The organism is Streptomyces sp. ITFR-6, from assembly GCF_031844725.1.
In the GTDB taxonomy this organism is placed as follows: Bacteria; Actinomycetota; Actinomycetes; order Streptomycetales; family Streptomycetaceae; genus Streptomyces.
On sequence record NZ_CP134612.1, the window covers coordinates 2,189,611 to 2,208,286 of the forward strand.

15 protein-coding genes and 1 pseudogene are annotated in these 18,676 nt (G+C 71.4%); 2 read left to right on the forward strand and 14 right to left on the reverse strand.

Annotation, left to right across the window (positions count from 1 at the left end):
• Positions 1-38: 38 nt before the first annotated feature.
• From RLT59_RS09710 to RLT59_RS09720, 3 genes are read right to left on the reverse strand one after another with little or no spacing between them, the layout of a single operon-like run.
• Entirely contained in the window at positions 39-593 is a 555-nt protein-coding gene (locus tag RLT59_RS09710; protein WP_311303020.1) for a DinB family protein, read from the reverse strand.
• 60 nt (positions 594-653) lie between these two features.
• The gene (locus RLT59_RS09715) at positions 654-1,313 is read right to left on the reverse strand and encodes an SAM-dependent methyltransferase (RefSeq protein WP_311303021.1); all 660 of its coding nucleotides are present in this window, start codon (positions 1,311-1,313) and stop codon (positions 654-656) included.
• Positions 1,310-2,347, reverse strand: a complete 1,038-nt coding sequence (locus RLT59_RS09720; protein ID WP_311307667.1) for an NAD(P)/FAD-dependent oxidoreductase — start codon at positions 2,345-2,347, stop codon at positions 1,310-1,312. The genes RLT59_RS09715 and RLT59_RS09720 overlap by 4 nt, the downstream gene beginning before the upstream one ends.
• 264 nt (positions 2,348-2,611) lie before the next feature.
• On the opposite strand from RLT59_RS09720, the gene RLT59_RS09725 reads away from it, so the two are divergent.
• Positions 2,612-3,736, forward strand: a complete 1,125-nt coding sequence (locus RLT59_RS09725) for an FAD-dependent oxidoreductase (protein ID WP_311303022.1) — start codon at positions 2,612-2,614, stop codon at positions 3,734-3,736.
• A gap of 26 nt (positions 3,737-3,762) precedes the next feature.
• On the opposite strand, the gene RLT59_RS09730 is transcribed toward RLT59_RS09725, so the two are convergent.
• The 3 genes from RLT59_RS09730 to RLT59_RS09740 form a co-directional block, all read right to left on the reverse strand.
• On the reverse strand, positions 3,763-5,016 hold the full coding sequence (locus RLT59_RS09730) for an MFS transporter (RefSeq protein ID WP_311303023.1): 1,254 nt from the start codon (positions 5,014-5,016) through the stop codon (positions 3,763-3,765).
• 155 nt (positions 5,017-5,171) lie between these two features.
• Positions 5,172-5,768, reverse strand: coding sequence for a dihydrofolate reductase family protein (locus tag RLT59_RS09735; RefSeq protein WP_311303024.1), 597 nt, complete (start codon positions 5,766-5,768; stop codon positions 5,172-5,174).
• 82 nt (positions 5,769-5,850) lie between these two features.
• On the reverse strand, positions 5,851-7,290 hold the full coding sequence (locus RLT59_RS09740; protein ID WP_311303025.1) for a hypothetical protein: 1,440 nt from the start codon (positions 7,288-7,290) through the stop codon (positions 5,851-5,853).
• Positions 7,291-7,514: 224 nt separating this feature from the next.
• Between RLT59_RS09740 and RLT59_RS09745 the strand changes: the two genes are divergently transcribed.
• A complete protein-coding gene (locus RLT59_RS09745) occupies positions 7,515-8,756 on the forward strand; it encodes a BamB-related PQQ repeat family beta-propellar protein (protein ID WP_311303026.1) in 1,242 nt (413 codons plus the stop codon).
• A 76-nt stretch (positions 8,757-8,832) separates the two neighbouring features.
• Here RLT59_RS09745 and RLT59_RS09750 read toward each other — a convergent pair.
• The 8 genes and pseudogenes from RLT59_RS09750 to RLT59_RS09785 all read right to left on the reverse strand — a co-directional run.
• Positions 8,833-9,786 (reverse strand): annotated as a pseudogene (locus RLT59_RS09750) (glycoside hydrolase family 16 protein); the annotation flags it as partial.
• 248 nt (positions 9,787-10,034) lie between these two features.
• On the reverse strand, positions 10,035-11,453 hold the full coding sequence (locus RLT59_RS09755; protein ID WP_311303027.1) for a GH1 family beta-glucosidase: 1,419 nt from the start codon (positions 11,451-11,453) through the stop codon (positions 10,035-10,037).
• A 31-nt stretch (positions 11,454-11,484) separates the two neighbouring features.
• Positions 11,485-12,498 carry an ABC transporter ATP-binding protein gene (locus RLT59_RS09760; RefSeq protein WP_311303028.1) on the reverse strand — a complete coding sequence of 338 codons (1,014 nt, stop codon included), beginning with the start codon at positions 12,496-12,498 and terminating at the stop codon, positions 11,485-11,487.
• Complete coding sequence (locus RLT59_RS09765; RefSeq protein ID WP_311303029.1) at positions 12,495-13,472, reverse strand: ABC transporter permease; 978 nt, start codon at positions 13,470-13,472, stop codon at positions 12,495-12,497. The genes RLT59_RS09760 and RLT59_RS09765 overlap by 4 nt, the downstream gene beginning before the upstream one ends.
• A gap of 3 nt (positions 13,473-13,475) precedes the next feature.
• Positions 13,476-14,456 carry an ABC transporter permease gene (locus RLT59_RS09770; protein ID WP_311303030.1) on the reverse strand — a complete coding sequence of 327 codons (981 nt, stop codon included), beginning with the start codon at positions 14,454-14,456 and terminating at the stop codon, positions 13,476-13,478.
• The gene (locus RLT59_RS09775; protein ID WP_311303031.1) at positions 14,453-15,511 is read right to left on the reverse strand and encodes an ABC transporter ATP-binding protein; all 1,059 of its coding nucleotides are present in this window, start codon (positions 15,509-15,511) and stop codon (positions 14,453-14,455) included. The genes RLT59_RS09770 and RLT59_RS09775 overlap by 4 nt, the downstream gene beginning before the upstream one ends.
• A gap of 24 nt (positions 15,512-15,535) precedes the next feature.
• Entirely contained in the window at positions 15,536-17,212 is a 1,677-nt protein-coding gene (locus RLT59_RS09780) for an ABC transporter substrate-binding protein (protein WP_311303032.1), read from the reverse strand.
• Between the two features lie 159 nt (positions 17,213-17,371).
• Positions 17,372-18,346, reverse strand: a complete 975-nt coding sequence (locus tag RLT59_RS09785; RefSeq protein ID WP_311303033.1) for a LacI family DNA-binding transcriptional regulator — start codon at positions 18,344-18,346, stop codon at positions 17,372-17,374.
• Positions 18,347-18,676: the final 330 nt, after the last annotated feature.

Consider the following 18,676-nt stretch of genomic DNA (forward strand, 5'->3'; position numbering starts at 1 on the left):
GGTAACGGCCACCGCTCCGGCCTCACCCGACCGCCCGGTCAGCCCATGCTCTTCGCGCCGTCCAGCGACTCGCGGATGATGTCGGCGTGCCCGGCGTGCTGAGCGGTCTCCGCGATGACGTGCATCAGCACCCGGCGGACCGACCACCGCGCGTCCCCCTCGTACCAGGGAGCCTTCGGGAGCGCGTGGGTGACGCCCAGGTCGGGCAGGGTGGCGACCAGTTCGTCGGTCCGGCCCGCCTCCTCCTCGTACGCGGCCAGCACGCCTTCCAGCGTCTCGCCCGGCAGCATCCGGAAGTCGTCCGCCCGGTCGGCCAAGTCCTGCTCGGTCATGGCGGTGAAGTCCGGCATCGCCGAGGCCCCCTCCACCATGAAGGCGGCCCAGCCCCGTTCGACCCCGGTGACATGCTTGATCAGACCGCCCAGACACAGCTCGCCCGCCGTGGGCCGCAGCCCGGCCTGCTCGTCGGTGAGGTCGCGGGTGGTGAAGCGCAGGAAGTGCCGCTGCTGAGCCAGGGCCTCCTGCAGATCGGCGCGCTCGCCGGTGAGAGAAACCTCGGCCGCCTCGCGCGTGTCCGGCTCGTTGACGTTCATGGTCTCCGCCTTCGGTCGTTCCTGTTCCGCCGTCAGGAACGACTCTAGAACCCGTATAGGTCAGTCCCCGTCCTGTATGCCGGACGCGTGGCGGCGGACCTTCAGGGCGTTGTCGGTACGGGTGGTGGGGTTCCCGTCCGGGTCGTTCTGCACCCGCTCGTGCTCCTCGCTGACCAGCACGTCCCACTCCCCCGCCGGGAGTTCGAGGGATGCCAGCACCTCGTCGGTGGTGGGGAGTTCCATGTCGGCGTGGTTGTGCTCCCATGCCGGGAAGCCCGCGTGCCCGATGATCAGGAGCACCCCGCCGGGCGCGACGGCGGCGGCGGCCCGCCGCAGGATCGCCTCCCGCGGCAGGTCGCCCATCGAGTGCAGGAACGAGGCGGTGACCAGGTCGTACTCCCCCTCGGGGAACAAGACCCCGAGGTCGTGGAACTGCCAGTCGACCCGCTCCTGGACCCCCGCCTCCGCGGCGTGTTCCGCGGCCCGGTCGAGCGCGACGCGCGAGATGTCCGTGGCGGTGACCTGCCAGCCCCACCGTGCGAGCCAGACCGCGTCGGCCCCTTCCCCGCACCCGAGGTCGAGGGCGCGCCCCGGTGTCAGCCCCTCCACCTCGCGGACCAGCGCGGTGTTGGGGTTCCCGCTCCAGATCCGGTTGCTCTCGCGGTAGCGCTCGTCCCAGAGTTCCGCGTCGGTCGGGGTCGGCGTGCTGTCGGTGGTCATCGTGTCTCCTGCAGTCCGTGACGGCGGTCTCCGAGCGTCTTCTCGCAGACCTGGCGCTCGGCCTCCGCCGAGAAGGGTGCGCGGCGGGCCTCGACCGCGCGGCGGGTGTCGGCGTCCACCAGGTCCGCGTTGATGGCGGAGGCCGCCTTCAGCCCGGCCGCGGCGGCGCCGATGACCTGCTCCATCAGGTTGGTGACGTTACCGGCGACCCAGACCCCGGGCACCTCGGTCGCACCGGCCGGATCGGACACGATGTACGTGCCGACGGTGTGACCGCCGGCCTCCAGCGCGGCGGCCCGCAGCCCGAGGCCGTCCAGCACCCCGGACCTCGCGGTGAAGCGCGGCTGGACCACCACGGCCTCGCGCTCCACGACCCGGCCGCCGGCCAGCCGCATCCCGGTGAGCCGGTCACCGCTCGCCTCGATGCCGGTCACCTCCCCGTCCACCACGGCGATGCCCCGCGCGGCGAGCTGCTCGTACTCCTCGTCCGTGGGCTCGGGGGCGTGGTGCAGGAAGAGGGTGACGTCGTCGCTCCACTGCCGCCAGAGCAGCGCCTGGTGCACGGCCATCGGGCTCGTCGCCAGGATGCCGACCGGCGCGTCCCGCACCTCCCAGCCGTGGCAGTACGGGCAGTGCAGCACGTCCTGGCCCCACCGCTCGGCCAGGCCGGGGACCGGTGGCAGTTCGTCGACTAGGCCGGTGGTGACGAGGAGGCGGCGCGCGGTGACGGCGCTCCCGTCGTCCCGTACGACCCGGAACCCGGCCCCGCCGGGCAGTCTCTCCGCCGCCACGGCCGCGCCCTCGACGATCTCGGCCCCGTACCCGGCGGCCTCGTCGCGGCCGATGGCCAGCAGCTCGGCGGGCGGCAGGCCCTCGCGCCCCAGGTAGTTGTGCGCGTGGGACGCGGGTGCGTTGCGCGGGCTGCCCGCGTCGATCACCAGCACCGAACGCCGGGCCCTGGACAGCGCCAGGGCCCCGCTCAGCCCGGCGGCACCGCCGCCGATCACCACCACGTCGTACGTCTGCGTCGTCATGTCGCTCATGCGAAACACCTCCATCTGCGGACGATGGTGCGCGCTTCCACGCCACACGGCAAAGATCCTTGCCGAAGCGGCAAACCCCGCTCCGGGCAACCTTCACTCCGACGCCGTGCGGGCCGCGCCGCCGTGTCGGTCGCCTGTCGGCGCGCCCCGCACGGTGTCGGTGAGGTGTCGGCAGCCTGTCGCCGGAGGCCCGGACGCTTGCCGGAGAGCCTGTTGGAGTCCGTCCGGCAGGCCTGCGACCGGCAAGGAGTCGGCATGACCACTCATGTCACGATCATCGGCGCCGGACTCGGCGGCCTCACGCTCGCCCGCGTCCTGCACGTCCACGGCATCCCGTCCACCGTCTACGAGGCGGAGGCCTCACCGACGGCTCTTACGCAGGGCGGAATGCTCGACATCCACGACTACAACGGCCAGTTGGCGGTGCGGGCGTGCGGCCTGATGGACGAGTTCCGCTGCATCGTCCTGGAGGGCCGCCAGGCGATGCGGGCGCTCGACCGGGAGGGGAACGTCCTGCTCGACCAGCCCGACGACGGCACCGGCGGCCGACCCGAGGTGCAGCGCGGCGAGCTGCGGCAACTGCTGCTCGACGCGCTCCCGGACGGCACCGTCCGGTGGGGGCACAAGGTGAGCGGTGTCCGGAGCCTCGACGAGGGCCGCCACGAGGTGACCTTCGCGGACGGCTCCACCGTGGCCACGGGTCTGCTGGTCGGTGCGGACGGGGCCTGGTCCCGGGTCCGGCCGCTGCTCTCCGACGAGGTACCCGTGTACACGGGCATGTCGTTCGTCGAGACCTACCTGTTCGACGCCGACGAGCGGCACGCCGCTGCCGCGAAGGCGGTCGGTGGCGGCTCGATGTTCGCGACAGAGCCGGGCAGGATCCAGCTCGCCGCCCACCGGGAGAGCGGTGCGACGCTCCACACGTACGCGATGCTGACCGAGCCGCAGTCCTGGTTCGCCGCGATCGACTTCACCGACACCGCCGCGGCCACCCGGCGGATCGCGCAGGAGTTCGACGGCTGGGCCCCGGAGCTGACCGCCCTGATCACCGACAGCGACACCCCGCCGGTCGTGCGCCCCCACCACACGCTGCCGGTCGGGCACCGGTGGGAGCGGGTGCCGGGAGTGACCCTGGTCGGTGACGCCGCCCACCTCATCCCCCCGAACGGCGAGGGCGCCAACCTGGCCATGCTGGACGGCGCCGAGCTCGGAGCGGCCCTCGCCGCGCACCCCGACGACGTCGAGGCCGCGCTCGGGGCGTACGAGCGGGTGATGTTCCCGCGCAGTGCCGAGGTCGGCGAAGCGGAGGCGCAGGCCCCGGCCAACCCCACGATCGAGGAGGTGATCAGCTTCTTCGCGCACAGCGACGAGCCCGCCTGAGCGGCCGCTCCCGGACCCGGCCGTCCTCAGGCCCGGTCGACGGCTTCCCCGGCGCCGGCGGGTGCCGGTCCGGGGGCGCCCTCGCGGCGGGGCAGCAGCAGCGGAGTGGCCAGCAGGACGACCCCGGCGACGGCGATCGCGGCGCGCGGGCTGGTGACGGCGGCCAGCAGCCCCCACACCGCGGTCATGGCCGCGATCGCGGCGCTGCTGCTGATCGACCAGGCGGACAGGGTGCGCGCCACCCGGCCGGGCTCTGTGTGGTCGAGCCGGTAGGTGGCCAGCAGCGGGTTGAACACGGCGCAGCAGGTCACCAGTCCGAGCTGGACGAAAATGATGAGCGCCATTCCGGGGAGACCGGGCCCGACGAACGCGAGTCCGACGGGCCAGCAGGCGCGCAGCGCCCCGGAGGCGGTCATCGTCCGGTGGTGGCCGAACCACGCCGCCAGCGGGTGCGCGAGCCGTGAGCCGACGAGGCCGCCGACGCAGGGGGCCGCGAACACGAGACCGTACTGCCAGGGGGCGAAGCCGAGGGGGCCGAGCAGGAGCACGGCCAGGATCGGCGCGGAGGCCATGATCAGGCCGTTGACCACGATCGAGTTGAGGAGCAGCGGGCGCAGCGTGGGGTGGGCGAGGATGTAGCGCCAGCCGTCGAGCAGATCACCGGCCCGCAGCCGGGGCGCCCCCGTTCGGGCGGGGCCCGGTTCCGTTCCGCCGATGGCGCGGATGCCGAGCGCCGAGAGCAGGTAGCTGACCGCGTCGGCGACCGCGGTCGTCACCGGGCCGAACAGCCCGATCGCGGCCCCGCCGAGCGGCGGCCCGATCATGGTCGAGGTCCATGTCGTGGATTCGAAGCGGCTGTTCGCGACGAGCAGGTCCTCCGACGGTACGAGCGTCTTCAGATAGGCACCGCTCGCCGCCTTGAAGGCGATGTCGGCCGCCGCGACGAGGACCGAGACGAGCAGGAGCTGTACGAAGCCGAGCAGACCGAGCGCGAACGCGGCGGGAATGCTCATCAGCGCCGCGAACCGGATCAGGTCCATCGCGATCATCACCGGCCGCTTGTGCCGGAACTCCACCCAGGGGCCGAGCACCACCGCGACCAGCGCCCCCACCGCCCGCCCCGCGGCGGCCAGCGCCGCCACCTGGGCCGGCCCGCTGTGCAGCACGAGCACCGCGATCAGCGGCATCGCGCCGAACCCGAGCCCGGTGCCGTACGAGCTGACCGCGTACGCCGCCCACAGCCATCCGAACCGACGCCCCAGCTTCCGTCTGCCCGCCATGCCCCACATGCCTCCCGCCGGTCCGGACAGCTCCACGCCGACCACCAGGCATCAAAGCGGCCGAGGGGCGGTGCGAGCAAACAACCGGAAGGGCCGCACACAACCGCTGGTTGTGTGCGGAAGCGATGCCCGGCGGGGGCGCCTGAGCCCGGCCCCTACCCCTTCGCCGCCGGCCGGTACGTGCAGACCTGGACGCCCGCGGGGCTGGTGGCGGACGAGACCAGTTCGAGGGTGCGCAGGCCGCCGTCCGCCGGGAAGATCGACTTTCCGCCGCCCAGCAGCACCGGCATGATCACGAGCCGGAGTTCGTCGACCAGGCCCTCGCTCAGCAGTCCGCGTACGAGCGTGGGGCTGCCCATCACCAGCAGGTCGCCCTCGCCCCGCTCCCGCAGCTCCTGGATGCGGGCGGTGGCCTTCTCGCCGGGGACGCGTTCGGTGTTGGTCCACGTCAGGTCGCCGTCGCCGAGGGTGTCGGTCACGACGTACTTCTGGAGGGTGTTCATCCGGTCGGCGAAGGGGTCGCCGGCCCGCTCGGGCCATGCCGCGGCCATCGTCTGCCAGGTGCGGCGGCCGAACAGCAGGGCTCCGGCCCCGTCCACCGCTTCGCCGAAGGAGGCGCCGACCACGTCCGCGTCGAAGAACGGGTGGGACCAGCCGCCGTGCGCGAAGCCGCCGTCGCGGTCCTCCTCGGCACCGCCCGGCGCCTGCACGACGCCGTCCAGGCTGATGAACTCGCTGATGACCACGCGCATGACGCTCACTCCTCGGCACTTCGGATCAGGTGTACGGGAACAGAGACCGCCGGCCCGCCCGGAACTCATCGCCGGACGGTCTCTAGAACCCGCCGCCCCCGAAGTCCCCGCCACCACCGCCGAATCCGCCGTCGTCACCGAATCCCCCGCCTCCGCCGTCCCCGAACCCGCCGCCGCCGAAGCCCGAGGAGTCGAAGTCGGAGCCGGAGAAGTCACCGCCGCCGAAGTCGCCGCCGGAGCCGAAGTCCCCGCCGCCGTACTCCGCCGCGTACGCCGGGGTGGAGAGCATCGAGCCGAGCATGGTGCCGACCAGCAGGCCGGGCAGCAGTCCGCCGCCGAAGTAGCCGCCCGCCCAGGGGCCGTAGGCCGGGCCCGCCTCCCAGTAGGGGCGGCGGCTGCCGTCGCCCATGTCCACGGTGCGGCTCATCGGGTCCTCGCTGTCGCGCAGCCGGATCTCGTCGGCGCCGCAGACCGGGACCTCGCGGGCCGCGCCGCCCGACGGGGACCAGCGGACGTCGGCAACGGAGGGGCCGTGGCGCGGGTCGAAGAAGCAGGGCGGGCGGCGCGCGGGCAGTTCGGCGCCGGTACGCCGGGCGTCGAGGACGGCGAGGGAGAAGCGCCCGTCCTCCAGTGCCTGGGTCACTCCGCGCACGTCGGAGGGGTGCCGGGCGTGCTCCATGCGGGATTTGGCGCTCTCGTAGGAGTCGAGGGCGCGTTCGTAGTCCGCGCGCATCGTGTCGTCGGCGCCCGCCTCCGCCGGGTGGAAGTCGAGCCGGTCCAGCGTCTCGCCGTACTCCGTGATGTCCTCGTCCACCACGACCCGGAGCTTGTCGAGCGCCGCCTGCTCATCGGCCTCCTTGCGCCTGCGGTTGCGGCGGACGATCGTGTAGGCGCCCGCGCCGCCGAGGACCACCACCGCGCCGACGGCGATCAGCCCGGCGGCGGACGAGCCCCGGCCGGACGGGGAGCCGCCCCAGGAGTCGGGGGCGTGGCCCCTGGCCTGTTGGACGGCCCGGTCGACGAAGCCGTTCAGCTGGGTCGCGGCATCGGGGGCCGCACCCGGCGCCTTCACGGCGGCGGTGAGATTGCGTACCGCCTGCTCGGACATCACCTGCGGGTCGGCACCCGCGTTGAAGCCGTCACCGAGCCGGATGGCGTAGACGCCGGTGATCCCGGTGTCGGTGCGCACCGTTCTGAGCACGCTCGACGCGGGGAAGGCCGAGGTCTGCGGGAGCACGGCCACGAACACCGGTTTGCCGGCGTCCTTGATCTTCTTCGTCAGGGCCGCCGCCTGGCCGCGAGAGAGCTGCGCCGACGCGGCCGGATCGACGTAGACCGGGCCCTTGCGCAGCGCCTTCGCCACATCGTCGACGGTGGACGCGCTCGCGGCCGCGGGCGGGGCGGGCGCGGCGGGAGTGGCAGGCGGGGCGAGCGCCAGGACCAGGGCGGCCGCCGACAGGAGCGCCAGCAGTCCGGCCAGGAGCGCCGGGATCAGGAAGGTCGGGAACGGTCTGTTCCGCATACCTCGAACGTAACCCACTCGGCCGATCGCTGCGTCCCGGGACCGGTGGGGCGGGGCCTGGTTTCCCCGGGTCCGCGTGTGATCTGCTGACGCCCGGGTCCGGTCCGGTTGCCGTGCGTGCGAAAGGTCGAGCAGTGAACTCAGGGGAGCATGCCAGGCGTCGGGGACGGGATGTCACCCGCCGGACCGTGCTCGGGGCGGGGGCCGTGGGTGCCGGAGCCGTCGTGGCCTGGAAGATCCACGGCGGCGAATCGGACGGCTCGGCCGTCCCCGCCCCGCCCGAGCGGCGGCGTGTCTGGACGTACGCGATGGACGGGGCCGCCGCCGGGGTGAGCCGGCTGGGCTTCGCGGGCGGCTCCCTCTACGCCACGGCCGAGGGGCCGCTGTCCGAGCACGCGGTGAGCGCCCGGAGCGGACGCGGCCGCTGGGTGGCCGGGATGAGCGGCGGCACGCCGGGGGAATCGGAGCTGGGGCCCGTCACGGTGGCCGGCGGGAGCGTCTACGCGGTGGTCGAGGGCGGTCATGTTCGCGCGCTCGCGGCGGCGGACGGCGTCCGGCGCCGGCTGACCGGGCCACTGGGCGGCGGCCCGCCGGCCGCTCCGGTGGCCGTCGGCACGACCCTCTGCGCGCTGATGAGGACGCAGACCGCTGCGGACGAGACGGGCGGCAGCCGGACCCTGACCGACGGCGTGCTGTGCGGGCTGGACGCGGCGAGCAAGCGCGTGAGGTGGCGGGCCGGGGGCCACCGGCTGCTGCTGGCGGACCGCTCGCGCGGGCAGCTGATCGCGGATGCCCGGGGCGGCGACGGGCTTTCCGCGCTGGACGCGGACAGCGGTGCGCGGCGCTGGTCGCTGCCGGGGCAGGACACCGTGGTGACGGGGCCCGAGCTGCTGTACGCGACCGGAACCGGGACGGCGGACGAGGTGAGCGCGTACGAGCTGTCCACCGGCCGGCGGCGGTGGAGGTCCGCCGCCCCGCCGAAGGACCACCCGCGCACCCCGGGCGCCCATCTCGGCCTCTCCGCCGACGGGCGCACCGTCCACGCCTGCGACGGCGGGACCGGGGCCGTGTACGCGTACGACGCGATGACGGGCGACCGGCGGTGGCGGATCACGATCGACTCGCCGGTGGTGCCCGCGGCGGCGGCCGCCGGGTCCGCGGTCTTCCTCGCCTCGGCCTCCGGTTTCCGCGCCTCGCACAGGCCGGGCGGCTACCTCACCGCGCGGTCCGCGGCCGACGGCGGTCAGCTGTGGCGTACCGACTCCGGCGACGGCACCTCCGTGGCGGCCGCCGCGCGGGGCACTGTGCTGGTGGCCCACGGTGCGCAGACATGGGCCTACGACGCGGGCAGCGGGGCGGCCCGCCGGCGGGTGACGGGCGGGCCCGGTGCGGGCGACGCCCCGCTGACCGCAGACGGCAGGCTGTACGTGGTCACGGACGCGGGGATCGGCGCGGTCACGGTCTGACGCCCCGCCCGGCAGGCCGGGCTGCCGGACGGGGCGTCATATCACCGCGCGCGCATGGGGGCCGGCGCGGTGGGTGCTACTTCTTCTGCTCGACCTTGACCCAGTCGATCTCGGCCTTGATGCCGCCCTGGGCGACCTGGTCGACACTGGACTGCGGCAGGCCCCAGTACGGCTCCGTGACCTTGTTCCAGCCGGCCGGGTAGGCGCCGCCGAGGGCCAGGTTGAGGATCACGTACTGGTTGTGGTCGAAGACCCACTGCCCCCGGGTGGACTCCAGCTTCTGCCGGGAGGTCTTCTGGACGACCCGGTCGTCGACGGTGAACGTCATGCCCTCGGGCGTCCACTCGACGCCGTAGGTGTGCCACTCGTCGGCGCGACCGCCGTCGGCGTAGGTCTGCTGCGCGCCGATGTTGCCGTCGGCCGAGTAGCCGGGTCCGTGCAGCGCGGAACTGGTCCAGTCCCCGTAGCCGATGTTCTCCATGATGTCCGTCTCGCCGGAGCCGGGCCAGGAGACCGTCGGGTCGTCGACGTTGCTGCCGAGCATCCAGAACGCGGGCCAGTAGCCGTCCCCGACCGGCAGCTTCATTCTGGCGCTGACCTTGCCGTAGGTGAGGTCGAACTTGGTGTTGGTGTCGACCCGGCCGGAGGTGAAGTCGAAGGTGCCGTTGGGGGTGGAGGTGCAGCCCTTGCAGTACTTCGGCTCCAGGACGAGCGCGCCGTTCTCGGTGCGGATGTTGTCCGGCGAGTCGACGTAGGCCTGCGACTCACCGTTCACCGGCCCCATCTCCGTACTCGTGCGCACCACCCGCCACTTGGAGCGGCCCAGGCCGGAGTCCGTGAAGTCGTCGAAGAACGTGGTGCTGTACGCGCCGCCGGGGTCCTTCGGCAGGGCCGGGTAGGCGGCGTCCGCGCTGCCGCCGGTGCCCCGGACCTGGGACTCGTAGAGCGAGTAGCCGAACTGGGCGGTCGACGGGGCCGGGTTGTAGAAGGAGCGGCGCTCCACGCCGAGCATCCGGACGTAGCGGCCGGTCCGGTGGCGTCGTTCTCACTGCCGGACGCGGTGACGGCGTCCGGGTTCGCGGTGTGGGCGGCGGCCGTCAGGTCGGTTTCCCAAGCCGCGGCCCGCGCGGCGGCCCGCGAGGGGGCGGGCGCCGCGAAGGCCATGGGGGCGGCGAGGGCGATCAGAGCTGCGGTGGTGGCTGCCAGAGTCGTACGAGAGGGCACGGTGGGGCTCCCGTTCGTATCAGTGGGGCAGCGTGAGCGCGCACGCGGGCGCGGTTACGCGTTGCGGGTGTGGTGGATGGTGTCGCGGTACCACTTGGCGCTGTCCTTGAGCGTCCGCACCTGCGTGTCGTAGTCGACGCGGACGATGCCGAATCGCTTGTCGTAGCCGTAGGACCACTCGAAGTTGTCCATCAGCGACCAGGCGAAATACCCCCGGACGTCGGCCCCTTGGGAGCGGGCGGCGGCGACGGCGGCGATGTGGTCGGCGAGATAGGTGATGCGCTCCGCATCGTGGATCCCGCCGTCCTCTGAGACGGTGTCGTCGAACGCGGCGCCGTTCTCGGTGATGACCGTCGGGAGACCGTAGTCCTTCTCCAGACGGACGAGCAGGTCGGTGAGGGCCGTGGGGGTGATCTCCCAGTCCATGGCGGTACGGGGCAGGTCGCGCTCGACGACGCGGGTGACGGGCAGGCCGTCGGCGTCGAGCACCGCGCCCTGTTCGGTGACGCCGGAGAAGAGCGAGCCCCGGTAGAAGTTGACGCCGAGGACGTCCAGCGGGGTGGCGATGACCGCGAGATCGCCTTCCTGGACCGGGAGTTCGATGCCCTGGACGGCGAGGTCGGTGACGATGTCCTCGGGGTAGGCACCCTTGACGACCGGGTCCAGGTAAAGGCGGGCACCGAGTCCGTCGGCGCGGCGGCAGGCCTCCGCGTCCTCGTGGCTGTCCGTCTCGGGGGTGGCGGTGCCCAGGTTGAGGGTGATGCCGAGCTCCAGCTCGTTGCCGCGGGCGGCGGCCTGCTCGCGCAGGTGCCGCGAGGCGAGGCCGTGGCCCAGCAGCAGGTGGTGGACGGCGTGGATCGCCTCGCCGAAGTTCTGCCGTCCGGGGGCCTGGTTGCCGTATGCGTAGCCGAGCATCGCCGAGCACCACGGCTCGTTCAGCGTGGTCCAGTGCTTGACCCGGTCGCCCAGGGCGTCGTACGCGAGGGCCGCGTACTCGGCGAACCGGTAGGCGGTGTCACGGGCCGGCCAGCCGCCCGCGTCCTCCAGCTCCTGCGGCAGGTCCCAGTGGTAGAGGGTGATCCACGGGGTGACGCCCTTCTCGTCCAGCTCGTCGATCAGCCGCTTGTAGAAGTCGAGGCCCTTGGCGTTGGCGGGGCCCCGGCCGCCGGGCTGGATGCGCGGCCAGGCCAGCGAGAAGCGGTACGTGTCGACGCCCAGGTCCGCGATCAGCGAGACGTCCTGCGGCATCCGGTGGTAGTGGTCGCAGGCCACATCGCCGTTCTCACCGCGGACGACCATGCCCGGCACCCTGCAGTACGTGTCCCAGATGGAGGGCGTCCGGCCGTCCTCCGCCGCCGCCCCCTCGATCTGGTAGGCGGCTGTGGCGACGCCCCAGCGGAAGTCCGCGGGCAGACCGGGAACGGCCTGGGCGGCGATCTCGCGGGCGTAGGCCTGGGGGGTGACGAGGTTCATGGTTCTCCTGTGGTGTGCGGTGCGTACGTCGCTAGGAACGGGCGACTGCGGGGGCCGGGGCCTCCCGGTGGAGCCAGCAGGCCACCGAGCGGGAGCTGTCCCCGTTCGGTGCGGCGAGCACCGGGACGTGCGTGTCGCAGCCCTCGACCTTCTTGGCGCAGCGGGGGTGGAAGGCGCAGCCGGTGGGCATCGCGGACAGGTGCGGGGGCGAGCCCGGGATGCCGCTGAGTTCGCGCCGGGGGCCGTGCAGCGCGGGGAAGGAGTGCAGCAGTCCGTCGCTGTAGGGGTGGCGGGGGTCGCGGTAGATGTCGGCGGACGCGGCCTCCTCGACGATCCGGCCGCCGTACATGATCGCGATCCGGTCGGAGAACTCGATCAGGAGCGAGATGTCGTGCGTGATGAAGACGACGGAGAAGCCGAGCTCCTCGCGGAGCTTGACCAGCTGGCGCAGGATCTGCCGCTGCATGACGACGTCCAGGGCCGTGGTCGGCTCGTCCATGATGACGACCTCGGGTTCCAGCGCGAGCGCCATCGCGATCATGACGCGCTGGCGCATTCCGCCGGAGAGCTGGTGCGGGTAGGCGGCCAGCCGGTCGGCGGAGATCCCGACGAGCTTCAGGAGCTCCTGGGCGCGTGCGGTGCGCTCGGTGCGCTTCATCTCCGGGCGGTGGGCCTGGAGTACGTCGGTGAGCTGGCTGTGGACCGTGTGCACCGGGTTGAGGGAGTTCATCGCGCCCTGGAAGACGATCGACAGCTCCTGCCAGCGGAAGGCGCGCAGTTCGGGCGCGGACAGGGTCAGCAGGTCGAGCGTTCCGCCGTCGCGCTGGTGGTAGCGGACCTCGCCGCCGGTGATCACACCGGGCGGGGAGAGCAGCCGGGTGACGGCGTAGGCCAGCGTGGACTTGCCGGAGCCGGACTCGCCCGCGAGGCCGAGCACCTCGCCCCGGTGCAGGGTGAGGTCGATGTCGCGCAGCGCGTGCACGGCGTCGTCCCCGGTCCCGTAGTCGACGTTGAGGCCGCTGATGCTGAGGACGGGCTCACTCATGAGCGGTTCTCCTTCCCGGGGTCGCCCGTACGGGCCACGGGGGTGAAGCCGACCCGCATCCGGACCTTGCGGGAGCCGCCGGTCTCGGTGCGCAGGCGCGGGTTGACGAATTCGTCGATGCCGAAGTTGATGAGGGCGAGGGACATGCCGAGCAGGGCGATGCAGAGCCCGGCCGGTACGAACCACCACCACGCGCCCTGGGCCAGGGCCTGGTTGGACTGCGCCCAGAACAGGACGGTCCCCCAGTTCCAGTTGGAGATGTCCGCGACGCCGATGAAGGCGAGGGTGATCTCGGAGAGGATCGCGAAGATGACGGTGCCGACGAAGCCGGAGGCGATGACGGCGGTCAGGTTCGGCATCACCTCGAAGAAGATGACCCGCCAGGTCGACTCACCGGTGGCGCGGGCCGCCTCGACGTAGTCCCGGCGGCGCAGCGAGAGCGTCTGGGCGCGCAGCACCCGCGCTCCCCAGGCCCAGGAGGTCAGGGCGATGACGCCGGCGATCAGCAGGTCTCCGGTGTCGGAGACGAAGCTGGCGATGATGATGATCAGCGGCAGTCCGGGGATGACCAGGAACACGTTGGAGAGCAGCGAGAGCACCTCGTCGGCGGTGCCGCCGAGGAATCCGGCGCTGACGCCGATCAGCACGGAGAGGATCGTGGCGAGGATGCCCGCGATGAATCCGACGACGAGGACGCCGCGGGTGCCGACGAGGATCTGCGAGAGCACGTCCTGACCGGTCTGGGTGGTGCCGAACCAGTGGGAGCCGGACGGCGGCTGGAGCAGCTGGTTGCTCATCGTGTCGGGGTCGTAGGGGGCGATCCACGGGCCGATGACGGCGATCACGACGAAGAAGAGCAGGATGCAGAGCCCGACGACGGTCTTGCGGCCGCGCAGGAACCGGAACTTGCGCTTGCTCGCGGCCGGGGTCTCGGCCGCGTCGAGTACGGCGACCTCTGTGGCGGTGACAGCCATCTCCTAGGCCTCCCTTCGGGTACGGGGGTCGAGGATCATGTAGAGGACGTCGGCGAGGAGGTTCGCCGCCAGCACCGAGAGCGTGATGATCAGGAAGACGCCCTGCATCAGGGGGTAGTCCTTGGCGCCCACGCCCTGGAAGAGCTGGTAGCCGATGCCCGGGTAGGAGAAGACCATCTCCACCAGCAGGGTGCCGCCGACGATGAAGCCGAGTGAGAGCGCGAAGCCGGAGATGTTGGGCAGGATCGCGTTGCGGGCGGCGTATCCGAACATCACCCGGCGCTCGGAGAGCCCCTTGGCCTGGGCGACCATGACGTAGTCCTCGGAGGAGACCGTCACCATCATGTTGCGCATGCCGAGGATCCAGCCGGCCACCGCGCTGAGCACGATGGTGAGGCCGGGCAGCACGCCGTGGTAGAGCGCGCTGGAGATGAACGGCCAGTCGAAGGCGGGTACGAGCGAGTTGTCGTAGCCGCCGGCGGCCGGGAAGAGCGGCCACTTCACGGCGAACAGCGAGATGGCGATGAGGCCGAGCCAGAAGTACGGGATGGCTGAGATGAAGGTGGTGACGGGCAGCAGGCTGTCCAGCCATGAACCGCGCCGCCAGCCGGTGAACACCCCGATGCCGGTGCCGAGCACGAAGCTGATCAGCGTGGTGATGCCGACCAGCGCGAGCGTCCACGGCAGCGACTGGGCGATGACCTCGCTGACCGGGGTCGGGAAGAAGGTGAACGACAGGCCGAGGTCGCCGTCGAGCAGGTGGCCCCAGTAGTCGGTGTACTGCTGCCACAGCGACTGGTGCTCGTCCAGGCCGAAGAGGGCCTTGAGGGAGTCGATGGCGCTGGTGTCCAGCTGTCCCTGGAACCGGGCGATGAGGGCCTGCACCGGGTCGCCGGGCATCAGCCGCGGGATGAGGAAGTTGATGGTGATCGCCGCCCATGCGGTGACCAGGTAGAAGGCGAGCCTCTGGAGCAGGTACTTCACTTCGCGGCCTCCTTCTCGTGGTCACCGGCGCGGCCCGCGCCGTCCGCGTACAGCCAGCAGGCCGCCCACTGGCCGTCGGCCAGGTCGAATCGGGGCGGCAGCTCGGTGCGGCAGCGCTCCATCGCCTTGGGGCAGCGCGGGTGGAAGCGGCAGCCGGCCGGTGGGTCGATGAGCGAGGGGGGCTCGCCGCTGCCGGTCTCCTCCTGCTCCTCCTCGGCCACCACCCGGTCCGGGTCGGGCGCCGAGGCGATCAGCAGCTGGGTGTAGGGGTGGGCGGGGCGCTGGGTGACGGTCTCGCTGTCGCCGCCCTCCACGATCCGGCCCGCGTACATCACCAGCGTGGAGTCCGCGAAGTAGCGGGCGGAGGCGATGTCGTGGGTGATGTAGAGGATCGCGAGGTGCATGCGGTCCTTGAGGTCCTTGAGCAGGTTGAGGACCCCGAGCCGGATCGAGACGTCCAGCATCGAGACGGGCTCGTCCGCGAGGAGGACCTGGGGGTCGGCGCCGAGCGCGCGGGCGATGGCCACGCGCTGGCGCTGACCTCCCGACAGCTCGTGCGGGAACTTGTCCAGGTACTGATGAGGAGGAGTCAGCTGGACGCGGTTCAGCAGAGCGGTCAGGTTCTGTTCCAGTTCCGCCTCGCCGTTCCCCGCCCGGCCGTGGATCTTCAGCGACCGGGTGAGGTGGTAGCGCACGGTGTGCACCGGGTTCAGCGAGGCGAACGGGTCCTGGAAGATGAGCTGGACCCGGCGTACGTAACTGCGGAAGGACCGGCCACGTCCGGCCTTCACCGGCTGCCCGCCCAGGTGGATCTCGCCCTCGGTGAGCGGATACAGCTGGGCGAGCAGTCTGGCGACGGTGGACTTCCCGGAGCCCGACTCCCCCACCAGTGCCGTGACGGTGCCGCGCCGCAGTTTCAGCGAGACGTCGTCGACGGCGTGGACGGTACGGCGCTTGCCCGCGAGGAGATCGCGGCCGGTGCGCCGTACGGCGAAGTGTTTGGTGACTCCGCGTGCTTCGAGCACGACGTGGTTCTTTTCGAGCTGTTCAGACATGGCCGGTACCTGGATCCCTGTGTCCTACTTGGACGGCTTGAGCTTCAGCACGACTTCCAGCGCCGAGCGCTGGGTGTGCTGCGGGTCGGCGTACGGGTCGGCCTCCGTGGGCCACCCCACCCAGTTCTTGGTGGAGTACTCGGCCCCGATGGGGGCGGCGGCCGTGGGGATCATCGGCGCCTGCTCGACCATGATCTTCTGCAGGGCGTTCATCGCGGTGATGCGGGTGGTGTCGGAGGTGGCGTTGGCGAAGTCCTTGAGCGCCTCGGTGGCCTCCGTGCTCTTGAAGCGGCCGAAGTTGCCGAGCTGGGAGGGCTTGCCGATGGGCTGGAGCAGCGCGCCGTCCATGATGTTCTGGTACATGTCGTACGGGGTCGAGCCGCTGTTGGTCCAGTGCAGGGTGGCGTCGAAGTTGCCGTTGGCCACGTCCGCGTTCCAGGCGTCGGCGGTCTGCGTCTTGACCTTCGCGTCGATGCCGAGCTTCTTGATGTTGTCCTTGATGATCGCGAGACCGGTGATGTAGTCGTTCCAGCCGGCCGGGTCGGTGAGGGTCAGCTTCACCGGCTTGCCGCCCGGGTCCTTCAGCACTCCGCCGCTCAGCGTGAAGCCGGCCTTCTCCAGGACCTGCTTGGCGCCCTCGACGTCGGGCTTGGTGCTGGCGTCCTTGTACTCGGGGGCGAGGAAGGACTTGCCCGCGGGCAGCGGGATGCCGGTCGGGTTGGTGATCTCCGGGTAGAGCGTCGCCTCGGCCTGGGTGTAGATCGCGTTGCGGTCGACGACCATCGCCATGGCCTTGCGCAGCGCCGGGTTGTCGAACGGCTTGCGGGCGGTGTTGAACCACAGGCCGTGGATGCCGAGCCCGGACGGGAACCACAGCTTGTGGTTCTTGGGGTCCTTGGATATGAACAGCTGCTTGTAGTTCGGCATGAAGACGAACGACCACTCCAGCTTGCCGCTGGCCAGCGCGGTCGTGGCGGCGCTGTTGTCGTTGTAGGTGCTGTACCGCAGCTCCTTGACCTTCGTCGCGCCCTTCCAGTAGGTGGGCGTGGCGGTCAGCGTCGTGGTCTGCGGGGTGAACGTCTTCAGCTTGTACGGGCCCGAGCCGACCGGTGTGCGGTTGGGCCAGGTCTCCGGGTTCTTGACGCCTTCCCAGATGTGCTTGGGCACGATGAACTGCTGAAGGATCTTGTTCTGGTTGACGTACTGGGAGTCGTCGAAGGTCAGCACGACCTTCTTGCCCTGCACCTCGACCCCGCCCCACGCGATGCCGTCGGCGTTGAGCGCCGGGTGCTTCTTCAGCAGGTTGAAGGTGAACGCCACGTCCTCTGCGGTCAGCGGCTTGCCGTCGGCCCACTTGGCCTTGTCGTCGATGGTGAAGGTGACCTTGGTGAAGTTGAGGTCCCACTTCCAGTCCGTCGCCAGCCACGGGTTGGGCTTCTCAGCGGGCCGGATCTGGCGCACCATCGCCAGCGGCTCGTAGATCATCCAGCGGTAGCCGAGGGTGGCGCCCGCCGAGGTGTTCAGGAACGGGTTGCTGTTGTTCGTCTGCGGCCCGTCCGGCTTGCCGATGTTCAGGACGCCGGAAGCGCCACTGCCGCTCTTCTTGTTGTTCGAGTTGGCTGACGAGCATCCGGCGGCGAGCGCGACCACCGCGGTGGCGAGCGCGACCGCTCTGAGCGTGTGGTGACGGCGTGCGGACATGGCGACTCCAGGAGGGACTGGCGGGTCTGGGAGATCCGGAAACGGGCAGCGCTCGGCGCGCCGGGTACGGGCTGGTGCGGGTACTGATGCGGTGCGGGTGCGCGCAGCCGGCTGCTGCGCGGAGTACGGGAGCGGTGGGGCCGTGGCCGGCCCCGGCCGCTAGGGCGCCGAGTGGCGCACGACCAGTTCGGTGGGCAGTACGAGGGGTGCGTCGGGTACAGCCGTGCCGCCCAGGTGCGAGAGCAGCAGCCGCGCGGCCGTCTCACCCATCTGCCGGGTGGGCTGGCGCACGGTGGTGAGCGGCGGTTCGGTGTGCTCGGCCATCGGGATGTCGTCGAAGCCGACCACCGCGATGTCGCCGGGAACGGACCGTCCCGCGGCGCGCAGCGCCCGCAGCACGCCTGCCGCGGTGATGTCGTTGTGCGCGAAGACCGAGTCGAACTCCACCCCGGAGGCGAGGAGTTGCTCCACGGCCAGCCGGCCGCAGATCTCGGTGAAGTCGCCGCGGACGACGAGGTCTGTGGGCAGCACGGAGACGAATCCCGCGAGCCGGTCGCGTACGCAGCCGAAGTCGTGGGGTCCCGTGATGACCAGGGGCTTGGTGCGCCCGGCCGACCGCAGATGGCGGGCGGCCGACGCGCCTCCCTCGTGGTTGGTGGTCACGACGGAGGGGAACTCGGGGTGGTGGCCGCGATCGTCGATCAGCACGATCGGCAGGCCGGCGCGGTGCAGTGCGGTGAGGTGGTCGAGGGTGTTCTCGGGTTCGACCACGACCAGTCCGTCGAAGGCCCGCGCCGACACCTGGCTGGTGAAGCGCTGCACGGACTCGGCCCCGCGGTTGCAGGTGAAGAGCAGCAGACCGTAGTCGGCGGCCTCGACGGTGTCGACGACGCCCTGAAGCACCTCGCCCATCCACGGCCAGGTCAGCGAGGGCACCAGCATGCCGACCGTGCGGCTGCTGCCGCGGGCCAGACCGACGGCGCCCGAGCTGGGCACATAACCGAGCTGTGCGATCACTTCACGAACACGGGCGGCCGTTGAACCGTCCACTTCGCCCTTGGTGTTGAGGACCCGGGACACGGTCGTCTTGCTGACGCCGGCCTCGCGGGCGACATCAGCGATGGTGACACGCATCGGAGGGCCTCCAGGACACCACAGGACAGAGCGAACGGCCGGTCGTGGAACTGGTACCGCAACCGGTTCCGGAACCGGTACCGGCGTTGGTGGCGTGAGTTAACCCCGCCGACACAGAGCCGTCAATACTTCACGCCGAGATTGGTCCGTACCCATCCTTCGAGCTGCGAGGAAGGCCGATGCGTTCAAGTCCTGAACACGCATACTCTTGACGTGGGCGCATGAGGGCAGTTCACTCAGGCCTCGTCAGCAACTCCGGGACCGGCTGGACCCAGACCGGCGTCCCCGCGGCAGCAAAGCACCGGATGTGCAACCGCGAAGGCGGCCGCG

Bases quoted from the DNA above. Each gene is read 5' to 3' on its own strand.
- RLT59_RS09710 (WP_311303020.1), bottom strand. From the start codon at position 593: ATGAACGTCAACGAGCCGGACACGCGCGAGGCGGCCGAGGTTTCTCTC.
- RLT59_RS09715 (WP_311303021.1), bottom strand. From the start codon at position 1,313: ATGACCACCGACAGCACGCCGACCCCGACCGACGCGGAACTCTGGGAC.
- RLT59_RS09720 (WP_311307667.1), bottom strand. From the start codon at position 2,347: ATGACGACGCAGACGTACGACGTGGTGGTGATCGGCGGCGGTGCCGCC.
- RLT59_RS09725 (WP_311303022.1), top strand. From the start codon at position 2,612: ATGACCACTCATGTCACGATCATCGGCGCCGGACTCGGCGGCCTCACG.
- RLT59_RS09730 (WP_311303023.1), bottom strand. From the start codon at position 5,016: ATGGCGGGCAGACGGAAGCTGGGGCGTCGGTTCGGATGGCTGTGGGCG.
- RLT59_RS09735 (WP_311303024.1), bottom strand. From the start codon at position 5,768: ATGCGCGTGGTCATCAGCGAGTTCATCAGCCTGGACGGCGTCGTGCAG.
- RLT59_RS09740 (WP_311303025.1), bottom strand. From the start codon at position 7,290: ATGCGGAACAGACCGTTCCCGACCTTCCTGATCCCGGCGCTCCTGGCC.
- RLT59_RS09755 (WP_311303027.1), bottom strand. From the start codon at position 11,453: ATGAACCTCGTCACCCCCCAGGCCTACGCCCGCGAGATCGCCGCCCAG.
- RLT59_RS09760 (WP_311303028.1), bottom strand. From the start codon at position 12,498: ATGAGTGAGCCCGTCCTCAGCATCAGCGGCCTCAACGTCGACTACGGG.
- RLT59_RS09765 (WP_311303029.1), bottom strand. From the start codon at position 13,472: ATGGCTGTCACCGCCACAGAGGTCGCCGTACTCGACGCGGCCGAGACC.
- RLT59_RS09775 (WP_311303031.1), bottom strand. From the start codon at position 15,511: ATGTCTGAACAGCTCGAAAAGAACCACGTCGTGCTCGAAGCACGCGGA.
- RLT59_RS09780 (WP_311303032.1), bottom strand. From the start codon at position 17,212: ATGTCCGCACGCCGTCACCACACGCTCAGAGCGGTCGCGCTCGCCACC.
- RLT59_RS09785 (WP_311303033.1), bottom strand. From the start codon at position 18,346: ATGCGTGTCACCATCGCTGATGTCGCCCGCGAGGCCGGCGTCAGCAAG.